We start from the raw sequence: 20,042 nt of genomic DNA, 5'->3' as shown, positions 1-20,042 counted from the left end.
CCGTTTCGAATGCAAGGGAATCCGTCGCTAACTGGTTTATTATTAATCAGTTAGCGACGAAGCGCTTCTCATCCGTCAGGACCTGCAGCAGCAGGCTCAGCTGTGGTTTCTGGTCTTTCAGCCGTTCACCCTGCAGGTTATACGTCTGATAATTCCCGTTGTTGTTCAGCACCAGCGTCAGCTTCGGCGTGGTCACCACCAGCGTATTGTTCCCCGCTGCCGTGACCCAGTTATGGCGGCGCGCGGCGCTGAAGAGATCCTGCCCCTGCGAGTACTCGTTGGCAGGCGTGCTGACGTGCAGCAGGCGTTGCATCAGGGTGGTCATCACATCTTTATGCTCGGTAAGCATATTGATGCGCTGCGCCGGCGTGCCCGGCCAGTGGATGACCAGCGGAACCTGCAGGTTCGGGCGTGACCAGCTCATACTCTTCGTCTCGTCACCTAACGGGACGCCATGGCCTGCGGTCACGATCACCACGGTGTTATCCAGCTTGCCGGACTCACGTAGCGCGTCAAGCACGCGACCAATCTGCGCATCAACATCACCCGCCGCGCGGCCGTAGCGGCGCGCGAAATCACTCTTATTGCTGTTAGCAAGCGTTGTGCCGTTAAAAGAAACCCATGAGAACCAGCGGTTATCTTCCTGGGCATAGCGCTGCAGCCAGTTTATCCATTGGCTGGCGGTCTGCGCATCGGACTGATTTTGTGCCGCCGGCAGTGAGAAATCAGACAGCAGCGCCTGGCGGTAGAGCGGGCTGTTAAAGCCATCGGATGAGAACAACCCTAACTGATAACCCTGCTGATTCAGCCCGGTGATCAGCGCCGCAGGTGTGCGGGTAGAAAGTACGCCGTCCATATATCCGGCTGAAATGCCATAGAAGAGGCCAAAGATGCCCGCGTCGGTTGTGTTACCGGAGCTCATATGCTGAGTAAACGAGACGTTTTGACTCGCGAAATTGGCCAGCGCAGGCATCTGCTTCTCGTAACGGGAATAGTTCAGTCCATCGACGGTGATCAGCAGGACGTTTTGGCCTCGTCCCATATCGCGGTAGTTCAGGTCGCTCAGAGGATACTGCACGCTGACAGCTTCCGGGTTACCCTGCTCGATAAGACGGCGCTGATATTCCTGCGCATCAAGCAGGCCGTGTTTTTCGAGGAAGCGACGGGCCGTCATCGGATATGAGAGCGGCAGGTTCGCGCGCTGCATGGTAATAGGGCGATAGAAGTTCGCATCCGCCCAGATATACATGATGTGCGAACTGATAAAGGAGACGAAGAAGAGCGCGGCGACGGGCTTCGCGTAATGGCGTCGCCGGGTCAGGCTACGCAGTTTTTGCCAGCTCCAGGTGGCAAACAGCATCTCAATCAACAGGATCACCGGGACGCTGATAAACATCAGCTGCCAGTCACGGGCCGTTTCGTTCTGGTCGGGGTTAATCACCAGTTCCCAGACGATGGGGTTGAGATGCAGGTGGAAGCGGGTGAACACTTCACTGTCGATAAGCAACAGCGTCATCCCCACCGTCGCAAGGATGGCGGACAAGAATCGCATCAGACGCTGCGACATGACGATAAACGTCAGGGGGAACAGGATCAGCAGATAGGTGGCGAAAACCAAAAAGCTAAAGTGACCGACAACGCTTATCCAGGAGTAGATACGCCCGGTGAGCGTTGTTGGCCAGTCTGCGACAAACAGATAACGACAGCCAATGACCGTCGCCAGCAGAATGTTGAACAGGGCAAACCAGTGCCCCCAGCTGACCATCTGGGAGACTTTTTCACGGTAGCGCTGACGATTCGTCACCATAAACTGTTGTTCGTATCCCTTAATGGGCCGGGTCGTTGCTGACGGACGACTGTAAAGCCTGGGCGAAAGATTTTGCGATCGCCTGACGCTGAGCCGGAGCAACGCTGGTGTTAATCAGGTTGGTGACCATATTTCCCAAAACCATCAGGGAGAGATCGGTCGGCGTTTTATGTTTTTCCAGTACGTTGACCAGCTCACTGAGCAGTTGTTCAACGTGTTCATCACTGTAGCGGGAATGTTGTGGCATAAATCAAAATCAGTTTGTTGATGAAAGGGCAACATATTACCGTAGCAACAGCTTTTTTTCCCCTTTTTTATCTGTTGTTGCACACATGTCCTGGTGGTGGTTGAATACCGCCCGGTCTAAAAGGAGAGTTTATCATGAGTCTGGAAATCAACCAGATTGCCTTGCACCAGCTTATCAAGCGTGATGAGCAAACCCTTGAAGTGGTGCTGCGCGATTCGTTACTGGAACCCACGGCGACCGTTGTGGAGATGATGGCAGAGCTGCATCGCGTCTACAGCGCCAAAAATAAAGCCTATGGCCTGTTCAGCGAAGAGAGTGAACTGGCTGATAGCCTGCGCCTGCAGCGCCAGGGTGAAGAGGATTTTCTGGCGTTTAGCCGCGCCGCAACCGGGCGTCTGCGCGACGAGCTGGCGAAATATCCGTTCGCCGACGGCGGGATCGTGCTGTTCTGCCACTACCGCTATCTGGCGGTCGAGTATTTGCTGGTTACTGTACTGAATAACTTAAGCAGCATGCGCGTGAATGAGCAGCTGGACATCAGCTCGACGCATTATCTGGATATCAACCATGCGGATATCGTGGCGCGTATTGATTTGACCGAATGGGAAACCAACCCGGAGTCGACCCGCTACCTGACATTCCTGAAGGGGCGCGTGGGCCGCAAAGTGGCGGATTTCTTTATGGACTTCCTCGGTGCCAGTGAAGGGCTTAACGCCAAAGCGCAGAACAAAGGGCTGCTCCAGGCGGTTGACGATTTCACAGCAGAAGCGCAGCTCGATAAATCCGAGCGCCAGACGGTGCGCCAGCAGGTTTACAGCTACTGCAACGAACAGCTGCAGGCAGGGGAAGAAATTGAGCTGGAGTCGCTGTCAAAAGAGCTGGCGGGCGTCAGCGAAGTCAGCTTCCAGGAATTTACCGCAGAAAAGGGCTATGAGCTTGAAGAGAGCTTCCCGGCGGATCGCAGCACGCTGCGCCAGTTAACCAAGTTTGCCGGCAGCGGCGGCGGGTTAACCATCAACTTTGATGCGATGCTGCTGGGGGAACGTATCTTCTGGGATCCGGCCACCGATACGCTGACCATTAAGGGGACGCCGCCGAATCTGCGCGATCAGCTTCAGCGCCGCACCTCGGGCGGTAAATAGCAGGCACAAAAAACCCCGCAGAAGCGGGGTTTTTTTCGACAGGTTTGCGATTACGCGCGAACGAAGTCGATGTGAGTCAGTTTTGGCTTGAACGCGTGACGCTGAACAGCCTGAACTTTCACTTTTTCTTCTTTACCGCCAACAACGATGGTCAGAACTTCGCTGTAGAATTCAGCTTTGGTCTGCAGGTTCCACAGTTTGTCGTGATCCAGTTCGATTGCAACTGGAGCAGCTTCGCCACCGTAAACGATAGCCGGGAACTTGTTAGCGGTACGCAGGCGGCGGCTCGCACCCTTACCCTGCACGTTACGTACTTCTGCTTCGATAGTAAACATTGATTTCTCTCTGTATTTAAAACCCTACTACAGGCGACCCAGCAGCAGGTGAGTGTTCTGCCTCACGGATGTGAAGCGGGCGGCATTTTATACTCAAATGCCCCTCACATCAATGAAAAGTCCCGCTACCCGCGCAATTCGTTGGCGCGACGGAAGCGACCTTCGTAGTCAAAGAGTTTTTCGCGCACCTGCCAGAACTGGCCTTTTTTGCGGGCGACGACAAAATCCGGATGGCGCAATAGCACCTGCTGGCGCACGATATCGGCCACGGTGATCCAGCGCAGGGGCACGCCCGGAGTGCGGGTGTGCGGGCGGATAAACAGCTGTTCGAAGGCCGTTCGCTGGGCAGGCGTCTGAAGCCGGAAGCGCTCGCTGACGTCCGCCCCGTCTTCGTCGTAATAGGTGATTTTCAACCATTCGCCTTTTTCATCGGCGCCGGGCTGCAACACCATGCCGGAACAGCGCAGTACCAGCGCATCTTTCAGCTTTAATGCTGCTTTCAGCATGTCGTCCGGGTCAACCAGCACCGTGTCACATTCCCGACAGCGGCGAGCGGCAATGTCGTTTTCGGCGTTGCACTGCGGGCAGTTTTTAAAGCGGAAACGAAAATCGCACTGCTCGCGATGCCCATCATCATCTTCAAACCAGCCCTGACAGCGGCGGCCAAAATGTTCGATCAGCGTGCCGTCGGCGGTGGTTTTGCCCCAGAAGGTGTTGGCAAACCCACAGGCAGGGCAAAAGACCTGCACGGGCACGTTGTCGCTTTTTCCTTTTGGCGAGCCGACCTCAGGCGTATAGAGATCGTGCGGGTTACCGGCATAATCCAGAATCAGGCAGTCGGTTTTCCCCGGGGCCAGACGCAGGCCGCGTCCAACAATTTGCTGATACAGACTGACCGATTCGGTCGGGCGCAAAATGGCGATCAGGTCGACGTGCGGGGCGTCAAAGCCGGTGGTCAATACCGACACGTTAACCAGATAGCGGAACCGCTGGGCCTTAAACGCGTCAATCAGGCTGTCGCGCTCCGGGCCGGGCGTCTCGCCGGTGATGAGCGCCGCGTCGCCGGAGGGCAGTAACCCGGTGATTTCCCGCGCGTGCTCAACGGTGGCGGCAAAGATCATCACCCCTTTGCGCGTCTGCGCAAACTCCTCTATCTGGCTGATGATGTGCGGCGTAATGCGCTTTTGCTTTTTCAGCTCCTGGTTAAGATCCGCTTCACTGAATAACCCGTTGCTTTGCGCCTGCAGGCGGCTGAAGTCGTACTGCACCACCGGCATATCCAGCCGTTCAGGCGGCGTCAGGTAGCCATGTTTAATCATGTAGCGCAGCGGAAGCTCGTAAATGCAGTCGCTAAACAGGGCCTTGTCATCGCCGCGCACCATGCCGTGATAATGGTAGCGATAGATCCAGCCTTTCCCCAGGCGAAACGGGGTCGCCGTCAGGCCCAGCAGGCGCAGGTGAGGGTTCACCTCTTTCAGGTGTGACAGGATTTGCTGATACTGGCTGTCGTCGTCATCGCTGATGCGGTGACATTCGTCGACAATCAGCAGCGAAAATTCGCTGCGAAACAGATCCAGATTGCGGGCCACCGACTGCACGCTGCCAAACACCACTTTGCCGTGGCTCTCTTTACGCTTTAGCCCGGCGGCGAAAATATCGGCTTCCAGCCCAAGCGCACAATACTTGGCATGGTTTTGCGCGACGAGCTCTTTAACGTGCGCCAGTACCAGCACGCGGCCGCGGGCCAGACGTGCCAGTTCGGCGATGACCAGGCTTTTGCCTGCGCCGGTCGGGAGCACAATCGCCGCCGGCTCGCGATGTTTACGGAACCAGGCGAGGGTGGCGTCAACGGCTTCCTGCTGATAGGGACGAAGTGTAAAAGTCATAGGGTCTCGGTTTCGTTATTCCGCACATATACCCGTCATACTTCAAGTTGCCTGTGCGTTGGCTGCACTCGTTCACCCCGGTCACTTACTTATGTAAGCTCCCGGGGATTCACTCCTTTGCCGCCTTCATGCAACTCGAATTATTTAGGGTATAGATAGTATGCCACGAAACTTTTTCCCTTGAGTGGCGCAACCAGACCATTATACTGAACCGTTCCAGACTGCTTCTTTTTTCGGACCTGTTGTCCGACTTCCTGCACCATTAAGGCTAAAAAGATTTCATGCGACTTGATAAGTTTATCGCTCAGCAACTCGGCGTAAGCCGCGCTATTGCCGGGCGCGAAATTCGCGCCAGCCGCGTTACCGTGGATGGCGACATTGTGAGAGACAGCGCGTTCAAACTGCAACCTGACCATCAGGTGGAGTATGACGGCAATCCGCTGACCCAGCAGCACGGTCCGCGCTACTTCATGCTCAATAAGCCGGAAGGCTACGTCTGCTCAACGGACGATCCGGATCACCCGACGGTGCTCTATTTCCTCGACGAACCGGTGGCGCACAAGCTGCATGCCGCAGGCCGCCTCGATATCGACACCACCGGTCTGGTGCTGATGACCGACGACGGGCAGTGGTCGCACCGCATCACCTCTCCACGCCACCACTGCGAGAAAACCTACCTCGTGACGCTGGAGTCTCCGGTGTCGGATGACACGGCAGAGCACTTCGCGAAAGGCGTTCAGCTGCATAATGAAAAAGATCTGACTAAACCGGCGGTGCTTGAGGTCATCACCCCGACGGAGGTCCGCCTGACCATCAGCGAGGGGCGCTACCATCAGGTGAAACGTATGTTTGCCGCGGTGGGGAACCACGTTGTTGGCCTGCATCGTGAGCGGATTGGTGCGATCGAACTCGATCCCTACCTGGCGCCAGGCGAATATCGCCCGTTAACGGAAGAAGAGATCGCCAGCGTCGGTCTGCCTTCGCACTAATTTCAGGAGAACTCTGTGACCACCAGGCCACACTCGTCATTCAAAATCGTCTTCATTCTTGGCCTGCTGGCCATGCTGATGCCGCTGTCTATTGATATGTACCTGCCTGCGCTGCCGGTGATTTCTGCACAGTTTGGCGTCCCGGCGGGCAGCGCGCAGATGACGCTCAGCACCTATATTCTTGGCTTTGCCCTCGGCCAGTTGTTTTATGGCCCGATGGCGGACAGCCTTGGACGCAAGCCGGTCATTCTGGGCGGGACGCTGGTCTTTGCGGCCGCTGCGGTTGCCTGTGCGCTGGCGCAGACCATCGATCATCTGATTGTCATGCGCTTCTTCCACGGTCTGGCGGCGGCAGCGGCAAGCGTGGTGATTAACGCCCTGATGCGCGATATCTACCCGAAGGAAGAGTTCTCCCGCATGATGTCGTTCGTGATGCTGGTGACGACGATTGCGCCGCTGGTGGCACCCATGGCCGGTGGTGCGGTGCTGGTGTGGTTTAGCTGGCATGTGATTTTCTGGATCCTGGCCCTGGCCGCGCTGCTGGCCTCCGCGATGATTTTCTTCTTTATTGATGAAACGCTTCCCGTCGAGCGCCGGCAGAAATTCCACATCCGAACCACCATCGGCAACTTTGCCTCGCTGTTTCGCCACAAGCGCGTGCTCAGCTATATGCTGGCAAGCGGGTTCAGCTTCGCCGGGATGTTCTCCTTCCTGAGCGCCGGGCCGTTTGTCTACATCGAGCTGAACCACGTTTCCCCGCAGCACTTCGGCTATTACTTTGCCCTGAACATCGTCTTCCTGTTCATCATGACCATCATCAACAGCCGCTTTGTCCGGCGGGTGGGGGCGCTGAACATGTTCCGCGCCGGGCTGTGGATCCAGTTTGTGATGGCGATCTGGCTGGTGGTGAGCGCGTTTCTGGGCGTGGGCTTCTGGGCGCTGGTGGTCGGCGTGGCGGCCTTTGTCGGCTGCGTGTCGATGGTATCATCCAATGCGATGGCGGTGATTCTGGATGAGTTCCCGCACATGGCGGGGACCGCATCATCTCTGGCAGGGACGTTCCGCTTCGGCATCGGCGCTATCGTTGGCGCGTTGCTTTCGATGGCCACCTTTACGACGGCATGGCCCATGCTGTGGGCGATGGCTTTTTGCGCAACCAGCTCGGTACTCTTCTATCTTTACGCCAGTCGACCGCGAAAAGCGGCCCACTAAAACACAGAGAAGGCCCGGCAGGGCCTTTTTTGTTGATGCATATCAACCAAACCCTCGTTCGTTTATTCCGTGTTTGTTTATTTTATGTAAAATCTATTTGTGTAAAAAGTCACATCATTGTATTCAAAAAGGTTGAGTTAGATCGCAGAAACGGGTACATATAGCGCCGACGCGAGCCTGGAAACGGATAAAAAAGCGCTGAATAGTGCAGGCTGGCGATGATGTGTTACTATAAATGTAAATAAATTGTGAAGTAAATTTTGCTTCCGGGGAACGAACGTGAATACATTACAACTCTCCATTGTCCATCGCTTGCCCCAGAGCTATCGCTGGTCGGCGGGTTTTGCAGGTTCGAAAGTTGAACCGATTCCGCAAAACGTCGCGGGCTCCGAAAATTGTCTGGTGGCACTCAAGCTGTTAAGCCCGAGCGACGAAAATGCATGGCGGGTGATGGAGCGTCTCAGTCAGGCCCTGACGGATATCGAAGTGGACAGCTCCGTCCTGGAGTGTGAAGGTGAGCCATGCCTGTTTGTGAAAAGCCAGGACGAGTTTGCCGCCACCTGCCGTCTGAAGAATTTTGGCGTTGCCATTGCTGAACCTTTCTCCGGCCAGTACCCGTTCTGACCGCTAGTCTGCCGACAACAGCTGGCGCGTGTAGCGCTGCGTTGGCGCGCTAAATACGCGCTGGCACTCACCCTGCTCGACCACTTCTCCCTGTCGCAACACTATCACCTGATGACATAGCGCCCGCACCACCTGTAGATCGTGGCTGATAAAGATATAGGCCAGCCGGTACTTTTCCTGAAGCCCTTTCAGCAGGGCCAGGATCTGCGCCTGAACGGTTCTGTCCAGCGACGACGTCGGTTCATCCAGAATAATCAGCTCCGGTTTCAGGATCAGCGCGCGGGCAATGGCGATACGCTGGCGCTGCCCACCGGAAAATTCCGCAGGGTAGCGGTGGCGCGTCTCGGGATCTAGACCCACTTCGGCCATGACCCGAATGACCTCCTGCTCGCGCTGCTGAGCGCTCAGGCCGGGCTGATGCACGCGCAGACCCTCTTCGATAATCTGTAACACGCTGAGCCGCGGGTTAAGCGAGGAGTTAGGATCCTGAAACACCACCTGCATGCGGGGCCGCACGGGCAGCATCTGACGGCGGTTCCAGCGGTGCAGCGGCATATCGTCAAAGAAGATCTCGCCCTGGGAGGCGATCAGGCGCAGCAGCGCCAGACCGGTGGTGCTTTTACCCGAGCCGGATTCGCCCACCAGCCCCAGGGATTCTCCCGGGCGCAGCGAGAAGCGGATGTTTTTCAATACCGGGTTCCGATCGACAATGCGCCGCAGAATACCTTTGCGGATCGGGAACGAGACGGACAGATCCTCAACGCGCAGCAGCGGTGTGCTGTCAGCCGTGAGAGGAACCGGGTCGCCGGAGGGTTCGCTGTCAAGCAGGCGCTGCGTATAGGGGTGCTGCGGCGCGCTCAGCAGCGTTGACGCGGTATTCTGTTCAACACAGCGTCCGTTTTGCATCACCGCGACGCTGTCGGCCAGCTTTCTCACAATGCTCAGGTTATGCGTAATAAACAGCAGGCTCATGTTCAGCTCGTCACGCAGTTCCCGCAGCAGCGTCAGTATTTGCGCCTGTACCGTTACGTCCAGCGCCGTTGTGGGCTCGTCGGCAATCAACAGTTCGGGGCGCGTGAGCAGGGCCATGGCGATCATCACGCGCTGGCGTTCGCCGCCGGAGAGCTGGTGCGGAAAATCATTCAGCCGTTTGGCCGCGTTGCGTATGCCTGTTCGCTCCAGACAATCCAGAATTTCTCCCCGTGCGGCCTCTTTGCGCATCCCCCGGTGCAGGGAGAGCACTTCATAGAGCTGTTTCTCCAGGCTGTGCAGAGGGTTAAGCGAAACCATGGGCTCCTGGAAGATCATGGCGATTTTGTTGCCGCGAATGCCGCGCAGGGTCTGTTCGTCGGCGTGCAGCAGCGAGCTGCCGTGAAAGAGAATATCCCCTTGCGGATAGCTCACCGGTGGAGAGGGCAGCAGCCGCAGGATGGAGAGCGCCGAAACGCTCTTGCCTGAACCCGATTCACCCACCAGGGCCAGCGTTTCACCGGGCTGGATCTGCAGCGACAGGTCGGTGACCACGGTGCGCGTCTCGCCCTGCGTTGAAAAAGCAATCGACAGGTTATCAATACTCAGAAGAGGCTGGGTCATTTTATACCGCCTTGTTCGGATCAAAGGCATCGCGCACGGCTTCGCCAATAAAAATCAGCAGCGACAGCAGCACGGCCACGGAAAGAAAGGCGGCGATGCCTAACCACGGTGCCTGCAGGTTGTTTTTGCCCTGCAGCAGCAGTTCGCCGAGCGACGGGGAACCCAACGGTAGCCCGAAACCAAGAAAATCCAGCGAGGTGAGGGTGGTGATGGAGCTGCACAGAATAAACGGCAGGAAGGTGAGTGTTGCTACCACCGCGTTGGGCAGCATATGGCGGAAGATGATCCCGCGGTCACTCACGCCAAGCGCCTGCGCGGCGCGAATATAGTCGAAATTGCGGGTGCGCAGAAACTCGGCCCTTACCACACCGACCAGCGCCATCCAGCCGAACAGGACGGTGATGCCTAATAGCCACCAGAAGTTGGGCTGTACGACGCTGGAAAGCAGGATGATCAGAAACAGCGTCGGCATGCCTGACCAGACTTCAATAATCCGCTGGCCCCACAGGTCAATTTTCCCGCCGTAGTAGCCCTGAACGGCACCCGCCACGACGCCCATGACGCTTGAGAAGATCGTCAGCATCAGCCCAAAGAGAAGCGAGATTCGCGTGCCGTACAGGATGCGGGCCAGCACGTCGCCGCCGTTCGCATCGGTTCCCAGCCAGTTTTGCGCGGAGGGCGGGGAAGGGAAGGGAGTCGTGGTGGCGAAGTTAATGCTGTTTGCGCCAAAGCGCACCGGTGCCCAGAGCGCCCAGCCGTGCCTGTCGATTTGATCGCGAAGCCACGGATCCTGATATTCAGCCGGGGTCGCAAACGGGCCGCCAAAGTCGCTTTCGGTGTAACTGGCGATAACCGGCACGTACCAGCGGTCGTTAAAATGCACCAGCAGCGGTTTGTCGTTGGCGATCAGCTCCGAACACATGCTTAAGGCAAACAGTACGGCAAAAATCCACAGCGACCAGTAGCCGCGGCGGTTGTGGCGAAAACGGGCCCAGCGGGCCTGGTTGACGGGGCTTAAACGCGGCATCAGCGGCCCTCAAAATCGATTCGGGGATCGACCAGCGTATAGCTGATATCACTGATGATATTCAGCAGCAGGCCAATCAGGGTGAAAATATAGAGTGTGCCAAACATCACCGGATAATCGCGCGACACGGTAGCCTCATAGCCCAGCAGCCCCAGGCCGTTGAGCGAAAACATCACCTCTATCAGCAGCGAGCCGGTAAAAAACATGCCGATGAACGTGGCCGGAAATCCGGCGATCACCAGAAGCATGGCGTTGCGAAACACGTGTTTCCACATGATCTGCTTCTCGCTCACGCCCTTGGCGCGGGCCGTGACGACGTACTGTTTACGAATTTCATCGAGAAAGGCGTTTTTGGTCAACATGGTCAGGGCCGCAAACCCGCCGATGACCGTGGCCAGCACCGGCAGCGTGATATGCCAGAGGTAGTCGGTGATTTTCTGATACCACGGCAGGGAGCTGAAATCGGCGGAGACCAGCCCCCGCAGCGGGAAGAGGTCGAAATAGCTTCCCCCGGCAAAAAAGACGATCAGCAGGACGGCAAACAGAAATGCCGGGATGGCATAGCCAATAATGATGAACGTGCTGCTCCAGATATCGAACCGGCTGCCGTTGTACACCGCTTTGCGGATCCCGAGCGGAATAGAGACCAGATAGATAATCAGCGTTCCCCACAGCCCCAGCGTGATCGAAACCGGCAGGCTTTGCTTGATCAGCGTCAGCACTGACGCACTGCGAAACAGGCTATCGCCAAAATCGAAGCGGATGTAATCCCAGAGCATTTTGAAATAGCGCTCGTGAATCGGTTTGTCAAAGCCGTAGCGGTGGGTGATCTCGGCGATCACTTCCGGATCCAGCCCGCGTCCGCCGCGGTAGTGGCTTTCACTGATATTCCCTACGCCGGTTCGCGCATGGCTGGCGCCCATCCCTTCACCGCCGCCGCCGGGCATGCCGCCGCTGTTGCCAAATTCAATGGCGGCAATGGCCTGATCGACCGGCCCACCGGGGGCGATTTGCACGATAAAAAAGTTAATCGTGATGATGGCCCACAGGGTGGGGATGACCAGCAGGAGACGGCGGAGAAGATAGGCACCCATGATAATTCCTTATCGCCGCTCAGCGGGAAGTCTGGCGGCTTTGTTAACGTCATACCACCAGGTATCAAAGCCCAGGGAGTAGACAGGGCGCACGGCAGGCACGGAGAACTTATCCCAGCGCGCAAGGCGATCTTCGCCCATATACCACATCGGCAGCATGTAGTAGTTCCAGGTTAAGACCCTGTCGAGGGCGCGCCCGAGCGGCAGGAGTTTTTCTTTATCCCCCTGCGCCGCCACGATTTTAGCAATCAGCGCGTCAATCGCCGGGCTTTTTACCCCCGGCGCGTTGTACGAGGAGTCGATGTAGCTGGAGGCCCAGGAGATTTGCAGGTCCGAGCTGGGCCACGGTTGGGCGGGCCACAGGCGCTGCATCATGTCGTAATCACGGCTGCGCATGCGGCTGGTGATCTGCGCGTTATCCACCTGGCGAATGTTCATGGTCACGCCCAGCCGCTCAAGATTGTGCTTAAACGGCAGCACCCACTGATCGTTGCCTCCGGACGAGAGCAGCAGCTCAAAGCTAAGAGGCTTACCCGTTTTGGCATCCACACGCTTTTGATTCTTCAGGTGCCAGCCCGCGTCATCCAGCAGCTTGCTGGCCTTCAGCAGGTTGTCACGGTCGTAGCCGTCACCCTTCGACGCGGGCGGCTGAAACACGGTGGTGAACACCTGCGGTGGCAGCTCCGCTTTTAGCGGTGCCAGCAGAACCAGCTCGTCGGCTTTCGGGTAATCGCGCGCGGCGTACTCGGTATTCTGAAAATAGCTGTTGGCGCGGCTGTAGGCCCCGTAAAACAGCGCTTTGTTCATCCACTCAAAATCAAAGGCCAGGGAGATGGCTTCCCGCACCCGGCGGTCATTAAATACCGGACGCTGAATATTAAACGCCAGCCAGCGGGTGTCCTGGGCAGACTCATTTTTGTGCTCGTCTTTGACGATATAGCCTTTTGCGAAATTTTTGCCGATATAGCGGGTCGCCCAGTTTTTGGCGCTGCTCTCGACGCGCAAATCGAAGGCCCCGGCTTTGAACGCTTCAAACGCCACGTTATCGTCGAGGTAGTAATCATAGCGAAGGGTGTCGAAGTTCCAGCGTCCGCGGTTTACCGGCAGATAGGCCGCCCAGTAGTCTTTGACGCGGGAATAGACGACATATTGCCCCATGCGCCAGTCGGTAATGCGGTAGGGGCCGCCTGCCAGCGGCGGCGTGGAAAGCGGGTCGCTTAGCTTATGATTTTTCCAGAACGATTCAGGCATCACCGGCAGCGAGAACAGGCTCAGCATGTTCTCTTTGTTGGGTTCGCTCAGCTCGATGCGCACGGTGAGCGGCGCAATGGCTCTGACGGACGCGCCCTTATATACGATGCGGAACTGGGGCACGCCTTCGGTCATGAATTTATGGAAGGTGAACGCAACGTCGCTGGCTTTAACCGGTGTGCCATCGTGAAAACGTGCCCGCGGGTTCAGCGAGATTTCCGCCCAGGCGAAGTTATCGGCGTAACGCACGTTCTCGGCAATCAGCGGATAGTAGCTGCCGGGTTCATCGTCAGAGGTGACAAAGAGCGTATCGTAAAGCGATTCCGTCCGCGCTGCCGCCACGCCGCGCAGGGCGAAGCGGTTGAAGTTGTCGAAGGTTCCCGTGGCGGAAAGCGTCACCTTACCGCCCTTCGGCGCGGCAGGGTTGACGTAATCGAAGTGCGTAAAATTGACCGCGTATTTCGGCTCGCCAATCACCGCGAAGGCGATATTTTCTTTGATGGCTTGCGCCTGGCTGGACAGGCTGGTGAATGCCAACATCAGCAACATAAAGCGCATAAGCATCTCGCGGCGGCTCCCTCTTTTACAGACCGGCTCGGTTAAGCTGAATAATAAGTGACGTCGCGGACAATGTGAAATTAATCGCCCTCGGGCGAAATATCAGGACGCCATTCGCGGAACTGCGCCAGCGGCATCGGACGGCTAATCCAGTATCCCTGCAGGAAGTTAACGCCATGTTCGCGCAGCCAGGCCGCCTGTTCCGGCGTCTCTACCCCTTCGGCGACGGTCAGCATACTCAGCCGTCTTGCCAGCGTCAGAACAGCATCCAGCACCGGCGACGTCACGGTCTCAGTACCGATCGCATTAACAAAACCACGGTCTATTTTGAGGTAGTCCATGGTGAAATGCTCAAGGTAAATCAGCGCGCTGTGGCCGGTTCCAAAATCATCAATGGCGATTTCAAACCCTTCGTTATGCAGCCATTCGAAGAGGCTGTTGGCTTCCCGATGATTCAGCATGTCGCGTTCGGTAATTTCCAGCACGATCTGGAAATAATCCGGCGGCAGTAGCGCTTTGAAGGTGCGCATATCGTCCTTGAAGCTTTCCGCGTGCAGATGCCCCGGCGCAATGTTGATGCCCACCTTTGCGCCCGGAGGTAACAGCGTTTGTAACACGGGTGCATCGTGAATGATAAGGTCAAAGAGATGCAGCGTCAGCGGGACAATCAGCTTCTGCGCTTCGGCAAAGTTGATAAACGCGTCAGGCGGAATTTCCCCCATTGTCGGGTGCTTCCAGCGCATCAGCACTTCAAGCCCGGTCATTTTGAGCGATTTGGCATCAACGACGGGTTGATAAACCACGTAAAACTGACCGCGCTTAATGGCGCTTAAAATCTCTTTACCCGGATTAAGGCGAATGCTGAGGATGTAGTAGTTGAGCGATCCGGCACAAATGCCGCATACCAGCCCGAAGAACACGGCGTAGAGAATTTCATCGCTGGTCCATGCGTCCGCATACAGGTTGATGGTCAGGGGGACGTCTTTCAGCGTCGCCGTGCGGACCGGGATGTCATGTAATTCGTGCGCATGAACCAGGGTACTGGACTGGGTCGACAATGCGTTATCGCCGATGATGATGGCTATACCCGCGAACTCGTCCTGGCGCTCCGTGTAGAGCAGGTAAGGCGTCAGATTAATATTCACTGAAGTGAACACACCGCCGCCCTTTACTAATGGGTTGCGGTACCAGATCGCAATTGCAGGTTCATCAGGCAGCATGGGGGTACCCGGGAGCAGCGCCATATCGATCGGTTTATCGATATTCAGCTCAGGTATCAGCGTCTCCATCGGGACATTCATCGGGCCTGTGGCGGAAGAGCAGAACGCCATCTTGTCCCTGACCAGCAGGAAGGCGCGAACGTTAATGCTGAAGGCCGCGCGTGAGGTGAGTTCCTGATTGACGTCGTGGCACGTGTTCAGCGTGAGGGGCTGGAGAACATTGACCGCTTTTTTTAAATCGTCGAAATAGCTCCCCATATAGGCGCTTACATCATTCACCAGAGTGTCGAATTTGACTTCCCGCTTGTGGTAACTCCAGGAAAATTGCAGTGAACCCAGGAGCAGGGCGGTGATGAGACCCGTGATAATACTGAGGATCAGTATCTTACGATTACTGGAGAAGTAGCGGGTGAGCATAGACGTCGTGATTCCTGAAATGCCGCTGGATGTATTCAGTGTAATGGGCAAAAAAAAACACTGCCGAAGCAGTGCTTTTTTTCATCATATCGTCAGCCAAGGGATAACCAACGATACAATAGTCATATTAACTGCGGGTCAGTACGCGGCGTGCTTCGTTGTAGCGCTTCTTCCAGTACGGTTCATTCATGCTGGAAATGGTCACACCGCTGCTGGTGGAGGCATGTACGAACTGGTCGTTACCAATGTAGATGCCAACATGTCGACCTGTAGAACCGGCACGGAACAGGACTAAATCACCGGTGCGCAGTTTGGTACGTGAAATCGACTTGCCCATCTCCTGCTGTTCATAGGTTGAACGCGGAAGATCTAACCCAAATTGCTCACGGAACGTACGCTGTACAAAACCGGAACAATCAATACCTGTTTTTGTGCTGCCGCCAAGACGATAGCGCACGCCTTTCCAGTCAGCATACTGGTCCATAATGCGGGACTTCACGTCCAGATTACGTACCATATTTTCAAATTCATCCTGAGAGGCTTGCAGTGACGAGGAATCTTCCATTCCCACAACACGCGTCTCAGGATGCATATTCTTTGCGGTGTTCGATGTACTACATGCAGATAACAGTACCGCGACTGCTATCGCCGGGATCCCCCGTAAGATATATCTCAGAAACGGTTGAGATTTGACCATTTTGTTTATTATCCCTTGAAGTCCTTAACGACAAATATCGTTATAAAAATGCCAAACGTGACGAGACTAATTATCTGTTCACATTGAGACAATTCTTTCTGGTCACATTTGTGGCATAGCGCACAAAATTATTCACCATCGAAATAATTATCCCTATGGGGCAAAACGAGTTCGAGATTAACCGATTGCCAGGGGTATTGCGAGTAAAAAAAGCCTTTTTTTTATAAGAAAATGTGATACAGAAAGTAAAAATCCGTAATTGCTTAAAATGCGGTCAGATCCGAGGCTTTATCGCGCAATTGCTTCATTTTTATCATGAATGTGATGACAAGAATATGACACTGGGAAAAGATCGTGGCGGGAAGGCTATCAGGGATCATGTCGATCCCTGATAGCTCACGTTAATTTAGGTTAGTTATTTGTTCAATTATTGTTGCGCTTTACCGGGAAGATAACGATCGAACAGCGCTATTATCCTGTCGCTCAGTGGGGTCATCAAACACCACGGCAGCGCAATCAGCGCAACGGAGAGCGAACCGACGGCAATATCGGTGAACCAGTGAGCGCCAATCATTACGCGCGGGAAGGCAAAAACCACAAAAATAATCAGGGCTATGGCAAACGCTTTTCTGCCGAAATAGCGAAGCATAATTGCGGAGAAAATAAGCAGCATCATGCCGTGATCGCCGGGGAAACTGTCCTTCGACGCATCTTTTGTTGGAATATGCAGCAGTTCACTCACGCGATAAATATCGGTGAAAAAGAGCGTTGGGCTGGAACGCTTAACCGGAATAATCGCGGTTGCCAGCTGGTTAATGACGACGGCAAACAGCAGCATCACCAGACCGATAATCAGAATACGCCGACGCCCGGCTTTGTCCTCTTTCAGCCAGAAAGAGAGCATCAGGCAGCCCATCGCCAGTAGCGAGAAGCCGTCGAAGGCGCGGTTGTTGGTAATTGCTACCAGCCACAGGAACGCGTTGCTCTTCACCAGCTCCTGGTTGAAGAAGTGGAAAATGGCAGAATCCAGCGGGAACCAGAAACCATGATCCGCCGGGATATACCAGGAGAAGAAAAGCGCCAGACCGGCGACATTAAGCAGTAATATCAGGGGAAATCGAGTTGTCATAACGTTCTGTATAGTGTGAAAACAGGGGCAACGTTAGCCGCCTGAACTTAAACGAATCCTCAACAGGCTGGACTGGAGGGCATTCCAGTCGGCGTTAACCGCACTAATTAACTCTATACGGCTGTCAGGCGGCGCCACATTTTGCGTTTCAATAAAGAAATCGTCGCCCTGACGGTTGATTCGCACCAGCCCGTCTGGCGTGCGCATGATCCCTTTCACGCGATCGACGGGCGCAAGTCGGGCCCACTCGAGGATCCCAATGGTGTCGAAAACGGTTTCAGCATCAAAAATCCACCCGCAGGCCTGATATCCCTGACCGCTGTTCAGGTTACGGCGCCAGCGCTGGTGCTCCGGCAGACTCAGGGCTGCCAGACCCTGCTTAACCGGATGACTGTGCGCATGCTCCGCGCTGGCGGGCAACGCGGTGAGGTTCAGACGTGGAAGGTCAAGCAGGGCGCTATCAATATTCCCCTGGGTGGCCTGCACTCGTGTACGATTGCCGCCGAAATGCTGCCACCACGACTCCAGCGCGGCTTGGCTTTCAGCCGTGGCGCGATCGGCTTTATTCGCGACAATAACGTCAGCCGAGGCGAGCTGATCGCGGAAGTTCTCATTGGCCAGCGACTTGTCATCCAGAAGCTGACGCGGATCGAGCAGGCACAGGGTGGCGCGCAGATCGATCCACGGCTCGTAAACCGGGGCGGTCAGTAAATCGAGGATCTGCTTCGGGTGACCCAGCCCGGTGGGTTCAATCAGCAGGCGGTCAGGTTTGCCCTGACGCAGCAGGGTATTGAGCCCGACCTGCATCGGCAGGCCATTGACGCAGCACATGCACCCGCCGGGGATCTCTTTAATCATTGCGCCGCTGGATGACAGCAGCGCGCCGTCAATGCCCACCTCGCCAAATTCATTGACCAGCACGGCCCATTTCTCGGCTGGATCTTTATTTGCCAGCAGATGGAGAATTGAGGTGGTTTTACCGCTGCCGAGAAAACCGGTGATGAGGTTGGTTTTGGTCACGTGCGCTCCGGATGAGAATGGTGATGCTATAACACTATTCTCTATCCTGGCGAAAAACGTGCCCTGTGAGAAGGGGAAGGGCGAACGGAGACCTCATCCGTTCGCATTAAACGCAATAATCGTTAAAGATTTAACGTTTCGATAACAGCCTGACGCGCGCCGTGGCGGGTAATGCGCTGGTATGCCTGGCTGACAGCCTCCACAAACACGCTGTTTTGCGCGAGATCGTGACCAAAGACCTCGCTCAGCCCCAGCAGGGCGTTAACGCGGTCAGCGTCGCTGCTGGCGTTAACAATCTTGCGGATTTTATCGCTGAGGGGATCGCGCACGTCAATCGCGTTGCCATGATCGTCGGTGCCGCTGACGTAGCGTATCCAGCCAGCCACGCCCAGGGCCAGCAGCGACCACGGTGTTTTTCGCTCAAGGTGAATGCGGATCCCGTCCAGCATTCTTTGCGGAAGTTTCTGGCTACCGTCCATCGCGATTTGCCAGGTCCGATGCTGGAGGGCCGGGTTGGCAAAGCGTTCGATCAGGCTATCGGCGTAGGCGGTGAGGTCAACATCCTTAATGCGCAACGTGGGGGCCTGCTCGTCCAGCATCAGCCGACGGGCTGCTTCACGGAACGCCGCGTCCTCCATGCATTCATTTATATGGGCGTAGCCCGCGAGGTACCCCAGATACGCCAGGAAAGAGTGGCTGCCGTTGAGCATGCGTAATTTCATCTGCTCCCACGGCAGCACATCCTGCACCATCTGGACACCCGCCACTTCCCACTCGGGACGCCCGGCGACAAAATTATCTTCTACGACCCACTGAATGAACGGCTCGCAGCTGATGGCGCACGGATCTTCCACGCCCAGCGCGTCGGTGATTTCCGCCAGCGAGGCCTCCGTTGCGGCGGGCACAATCCTGTCGACCATCGTCCCCGGGAAACTCACGTGGCTATCAATCCATTCAGATAACCCTGCGGAACGTTTTTGCGCCATGCCCAGCACCGCGTTTTTCACCACGTGCCCGTTGTCAGGGATATTGTCGCAGGACAGCACGGTAAACGCAGGCAAGCCGCGCTCGCGGCGGCGGTGGAGGGCTTCGACCAGGATCCCTGGGGCCGAATGTGGCTCGGAGGGGTTTTCAAGGTCGTGGACGATCCGGGGGTTATTCAGATCGAGTTTCCCGGTCGCGGGATCGATGCAGTAGCCTTTTTCCGTGATGGTGAGCGATACAATCGCGACCTGAGGCTCACAAAATTTCTCAATAATGGCGGGCAGGGAGTCCAGCTTTGCGTTCAGGCATTCATGGACGGCACCGACGATAATCGCCTCATTGCCTTCTGCACCTTTCTCCAGCACGGTGAACAGGTGATCCTGCGCGCGCAGCTGGCTCATCAGCACGTCGCCGCTGAAGAGGCTAATCTCACACATCCCCCAGTCGCCGCCTTTTTCATTCAGCACCCGATTTGTTAACAATGCCTGGTGCGCACGGTGAAACGCACCAAAGCCAAAGTGGACGATGCGGGAGCGTAATGACTGGCGATCGTAGCGCGGTTGCTGAACCCGGGCAGGAAGGGCGGTGGAGGCAATTGTCTTCATGAAATACACACCTGATTAACCATTAATTAACAATGCCAGTGTAAAGTTATATGACAGCAAATGAAATTGGTGAGCCGTAAATATCCCCGTTCTGTGAGTTTGATCAATCAATGTGTGGCGGTATGTTGACCCTTAGCGGCAAACATGTATGGTAGTCGTCATTGCAGTAACGCATATTGGTATAACAACTTAAGAGGGTGAGGCA

Annotated in this window: 17 protein-coding genes; 4 read left to right on the top strand and 13 right to left on the bottom strand. The window is 55.9% G+C overall.

Going from position 1 to position 20,042, the window contains the following annotated elements; translation table 11 throughout:
- Positions 1-46: 46 nt before the first annotated feature.
- Together yejM and P349_RS11290 are read right to left on the bottom strand one after the other, a co-directional pair.
- Positions 47-1,807, bottom strand: a complete 1,761-nt coding sequence (gene yejM, locus P349_RS11285; RefSeq protein ID WP_032646582.1) for an LPS biosynthesis-modulating metalloenzyme YejM — start codon at positions 1,805-1,807, stop codon at positions 47-49.
- Between the two features lie 19 nt (positions 1,808-1,826).
- Complete coding sequence (locus P349_RS11290) at positions 1,827-2,054, bottom strand: YejL family protein (protein WP_008500958.1); 228 nt, start codon at positions 2,052-2,054, stop codon at positions 1,827-1,829.
- A gap of 134 nt (positions 2,055-2,188) precedes the next feature.
- Between P349_RS11290 and yejK the strand changes: the two genes are divergently transcribed.
- Positions 2,189-3,196 (top strand): nucleoid-associated protein YejK, encoded by a 1,008-nt coding sequence (gene yejK, locus P349_RS11295; protein ID WP_008500957.1) that lies wholly within the window; start codon positions 2,189-2,191, stop codon positions 3,194-3,196.
- Between the two features lie 50 nt (positions 3,197-3,246).
- On the opposite strand, the gene rplY is transcribed toward yejK, so the two are convergent.
- Complete coding sequence (gene rplY / locus P349_RS11300; protein ID WP_008500956.1) at positions 3,247-3,531, bottom strand: 50S ribosomal protein L25; 285 nt, start codon at positions 3,529-3,531, stop codon at positions 3,247-3,249.
- 125 nt (positions 3,532-3,656) lie between these two features.
- Entirely contained in the window at positions 3,657-5,417 is a 1,761-nt protein-coding gene (locus P349_RS11305) for a DEAD/DEAH box helicase (protein WP_032646581.1), read from the bottom strand.
- Between the two features lie 281 nt (positions 5,418-5,698).
- Here P349_RS11305 and rsuA point away from each other — a divergent pair, with 281 nt between their 5' ends.
- The 3 genes from rsuA (at position 5,699) to P349_RS11320 (ending at position 8,242) form a co-directional block, all read left to right on the top strand.
- On the top strand, positions 5,699-6,406 hold the full coding sequence (gene rsuA, locus P349_RS11310; protein WP_032646579.1) for a 16S rRNA pseudouridine(516) synthase RsuA: 708 nt from the start codon (positions 5,699-5,701) through the stop codon (positions 6,404-6,406).
- Positions 6,407-6,421: 15 nt separating this feature from the next.
- Positions 6,422-7,618 (top strand): Bcr/CflA family multidrug efflux MFS transporter, encoded by a 1,197-nt coding sequence (locus tag P349_RS11315; RefSeq protein ID WP_032646578.1) that lies wholly within the window; start codon positions 6,422-6,424, stop codon positions 7,616-7,618.
- 279 nt (positions 7,619-7,897) lie between these two features.
- Positions 7,898-8,242 (top strand): YejG family protein, encoded by a 345-nt coding sequence (locus P349_RS11320; RefSeq protein WP_024908185.1) that lies wholly within the window; start codon positions 7,898-7,900, stop codon positions 8,240-8,242.
- 3 nt (positions 8,243-8,245) lie between these two features.
- Here P349_RS11320 and yejF read toward each other — a convergent pair whose 3' ends face one another.
- From yejF to P349_RS11365, 9 genes are all read right to left on the bottom strand, one after another.
- Complete coding sequence (gene yejF, locus P349_RS11325; protein ID WP_032646577.1) at positions 8,246-9,835, bottom strand: microcin C ABC transporter ATP-binding protein YejF; 1,590 nt, start codon at positions 9,833-9,835, stop codon at positions 8,246-8,248.
- Position 9,836: 1 nt separating this feature from the next.
- The gene (locus tag P349_RS11330) at positions 9,837-10,862 is read right to left on the bottom strand and encodes an ABC transporter permease (protein WP_024908183.1); all 1,026 of its coding nucleotides are present in this window, start codon (positions 10,860-10,862) and stop codon (positions 9,837-9,839) included.
- Complete coding sequence (locus P349_RS11335) at positions 10,862-11,956, bottom strand: microcin C ABC transporter permease YejB (protein WP_024908182.1); 1,095 nt, start codon at positions 11,954-11,956, stop codon at positions 10,862-10,864. The genes P349_RS11330 and P349_RS11335 overlap by 1 nt, the downstream gene beginning before the upstream one ends.
- 9 nt (positions 11,957-11,965) lie before the next feature.
- Complete coding sequence (locus P349_RS11340) at positions 11,966-13,771, bottom strand: extracellular solute-binding protein (protein ID WP_032646576.1); 1,806 nt, start codon at positions 13,769-13,771, stop codon at positions 11,966-11,968.
- Positions 13,772-13,845: 74 nt separating this feature from the next.
- Positions 13,846-15,402: a cyclic di-GMP phosphodiesterase gene (locus tag P349_RS11345; protein ID WP_032646575.1), complete on the bottom strand. Its 1,557-nt coding sequence runs from the start codon at positions 15,400-15,402 to the stop codon at positions 13,846-13,848.
- 127 nt (positions 15,403-15,529) lie between these two features.
- Positions 15,530-16,099 carry a bifunctional murein DD-endopeptidase/murein LD-carboxypeptidase gene (gene mepS, locus P349_RS11350; RefSeq protein ID WP_008500946.1) on the bottom strand — a complete coding sequence of 190 codons (570 nt, stop codon included), beginning with the start codon at positions 16,097-16,099 and terminating at the stop codon, positions 15,530-15,532.
- Positions 16,100-16,526: 427 nt separating this feature from the next.
- Positions 16,527-17,228, bottom strand: coding sequence for a phosphatase PAP2 family protein (locus P349_RS11355; protein ID WP_032646574.1), 702 nt, complete (start codon positions 17,226-17,228; stop codon positions 16,527-16,529).
- Positions 17,229-17,261: 33 nt separating this feature from the next.
- Positions 17,262-18,248: a CobW family GTP-binding protein gene (locus P349_RS11360; protein WP_024908179.1), complete on the bottom strand. Its 987-nt coding sequence runs from the start codon at positions 18,246-18,248 to the stop codon at positions 17,262-17,264.
- A 122-nt stretch (positions 18,249-18,370) separates the two neighbouring features.
- Positions 18,371-19,837: a mannitol dehydrogenase family protein gene (locus tag P349_RS11365; RefSeq protein ID WP_032646572.1), complete on the bottom strand. Its 1,467-nt coding sequence runs from the start codon at positions 19,835-19,837 to the stop codon at positions 18,371-18,373.
- Positions 19,838-20,042: the final 205 nt, after the last annotated feature.

Origin of the sequence: Enterobacter sp. DC4 (genome assembly GCF_000568095.1) — a bacterium.
GTDB lineage: Bacteria > Pseudomonadota > Gammaproteobacteria > Enterobacterales > Enterobacteriaceae > Enterobacter > Enterobacter pseudoroggenkampii.
The sequence above is the reverse complement of the archived record's forward strand: the minus strand, read 5'-3'. Positions and strand labels throughout refer to the sequence as shown.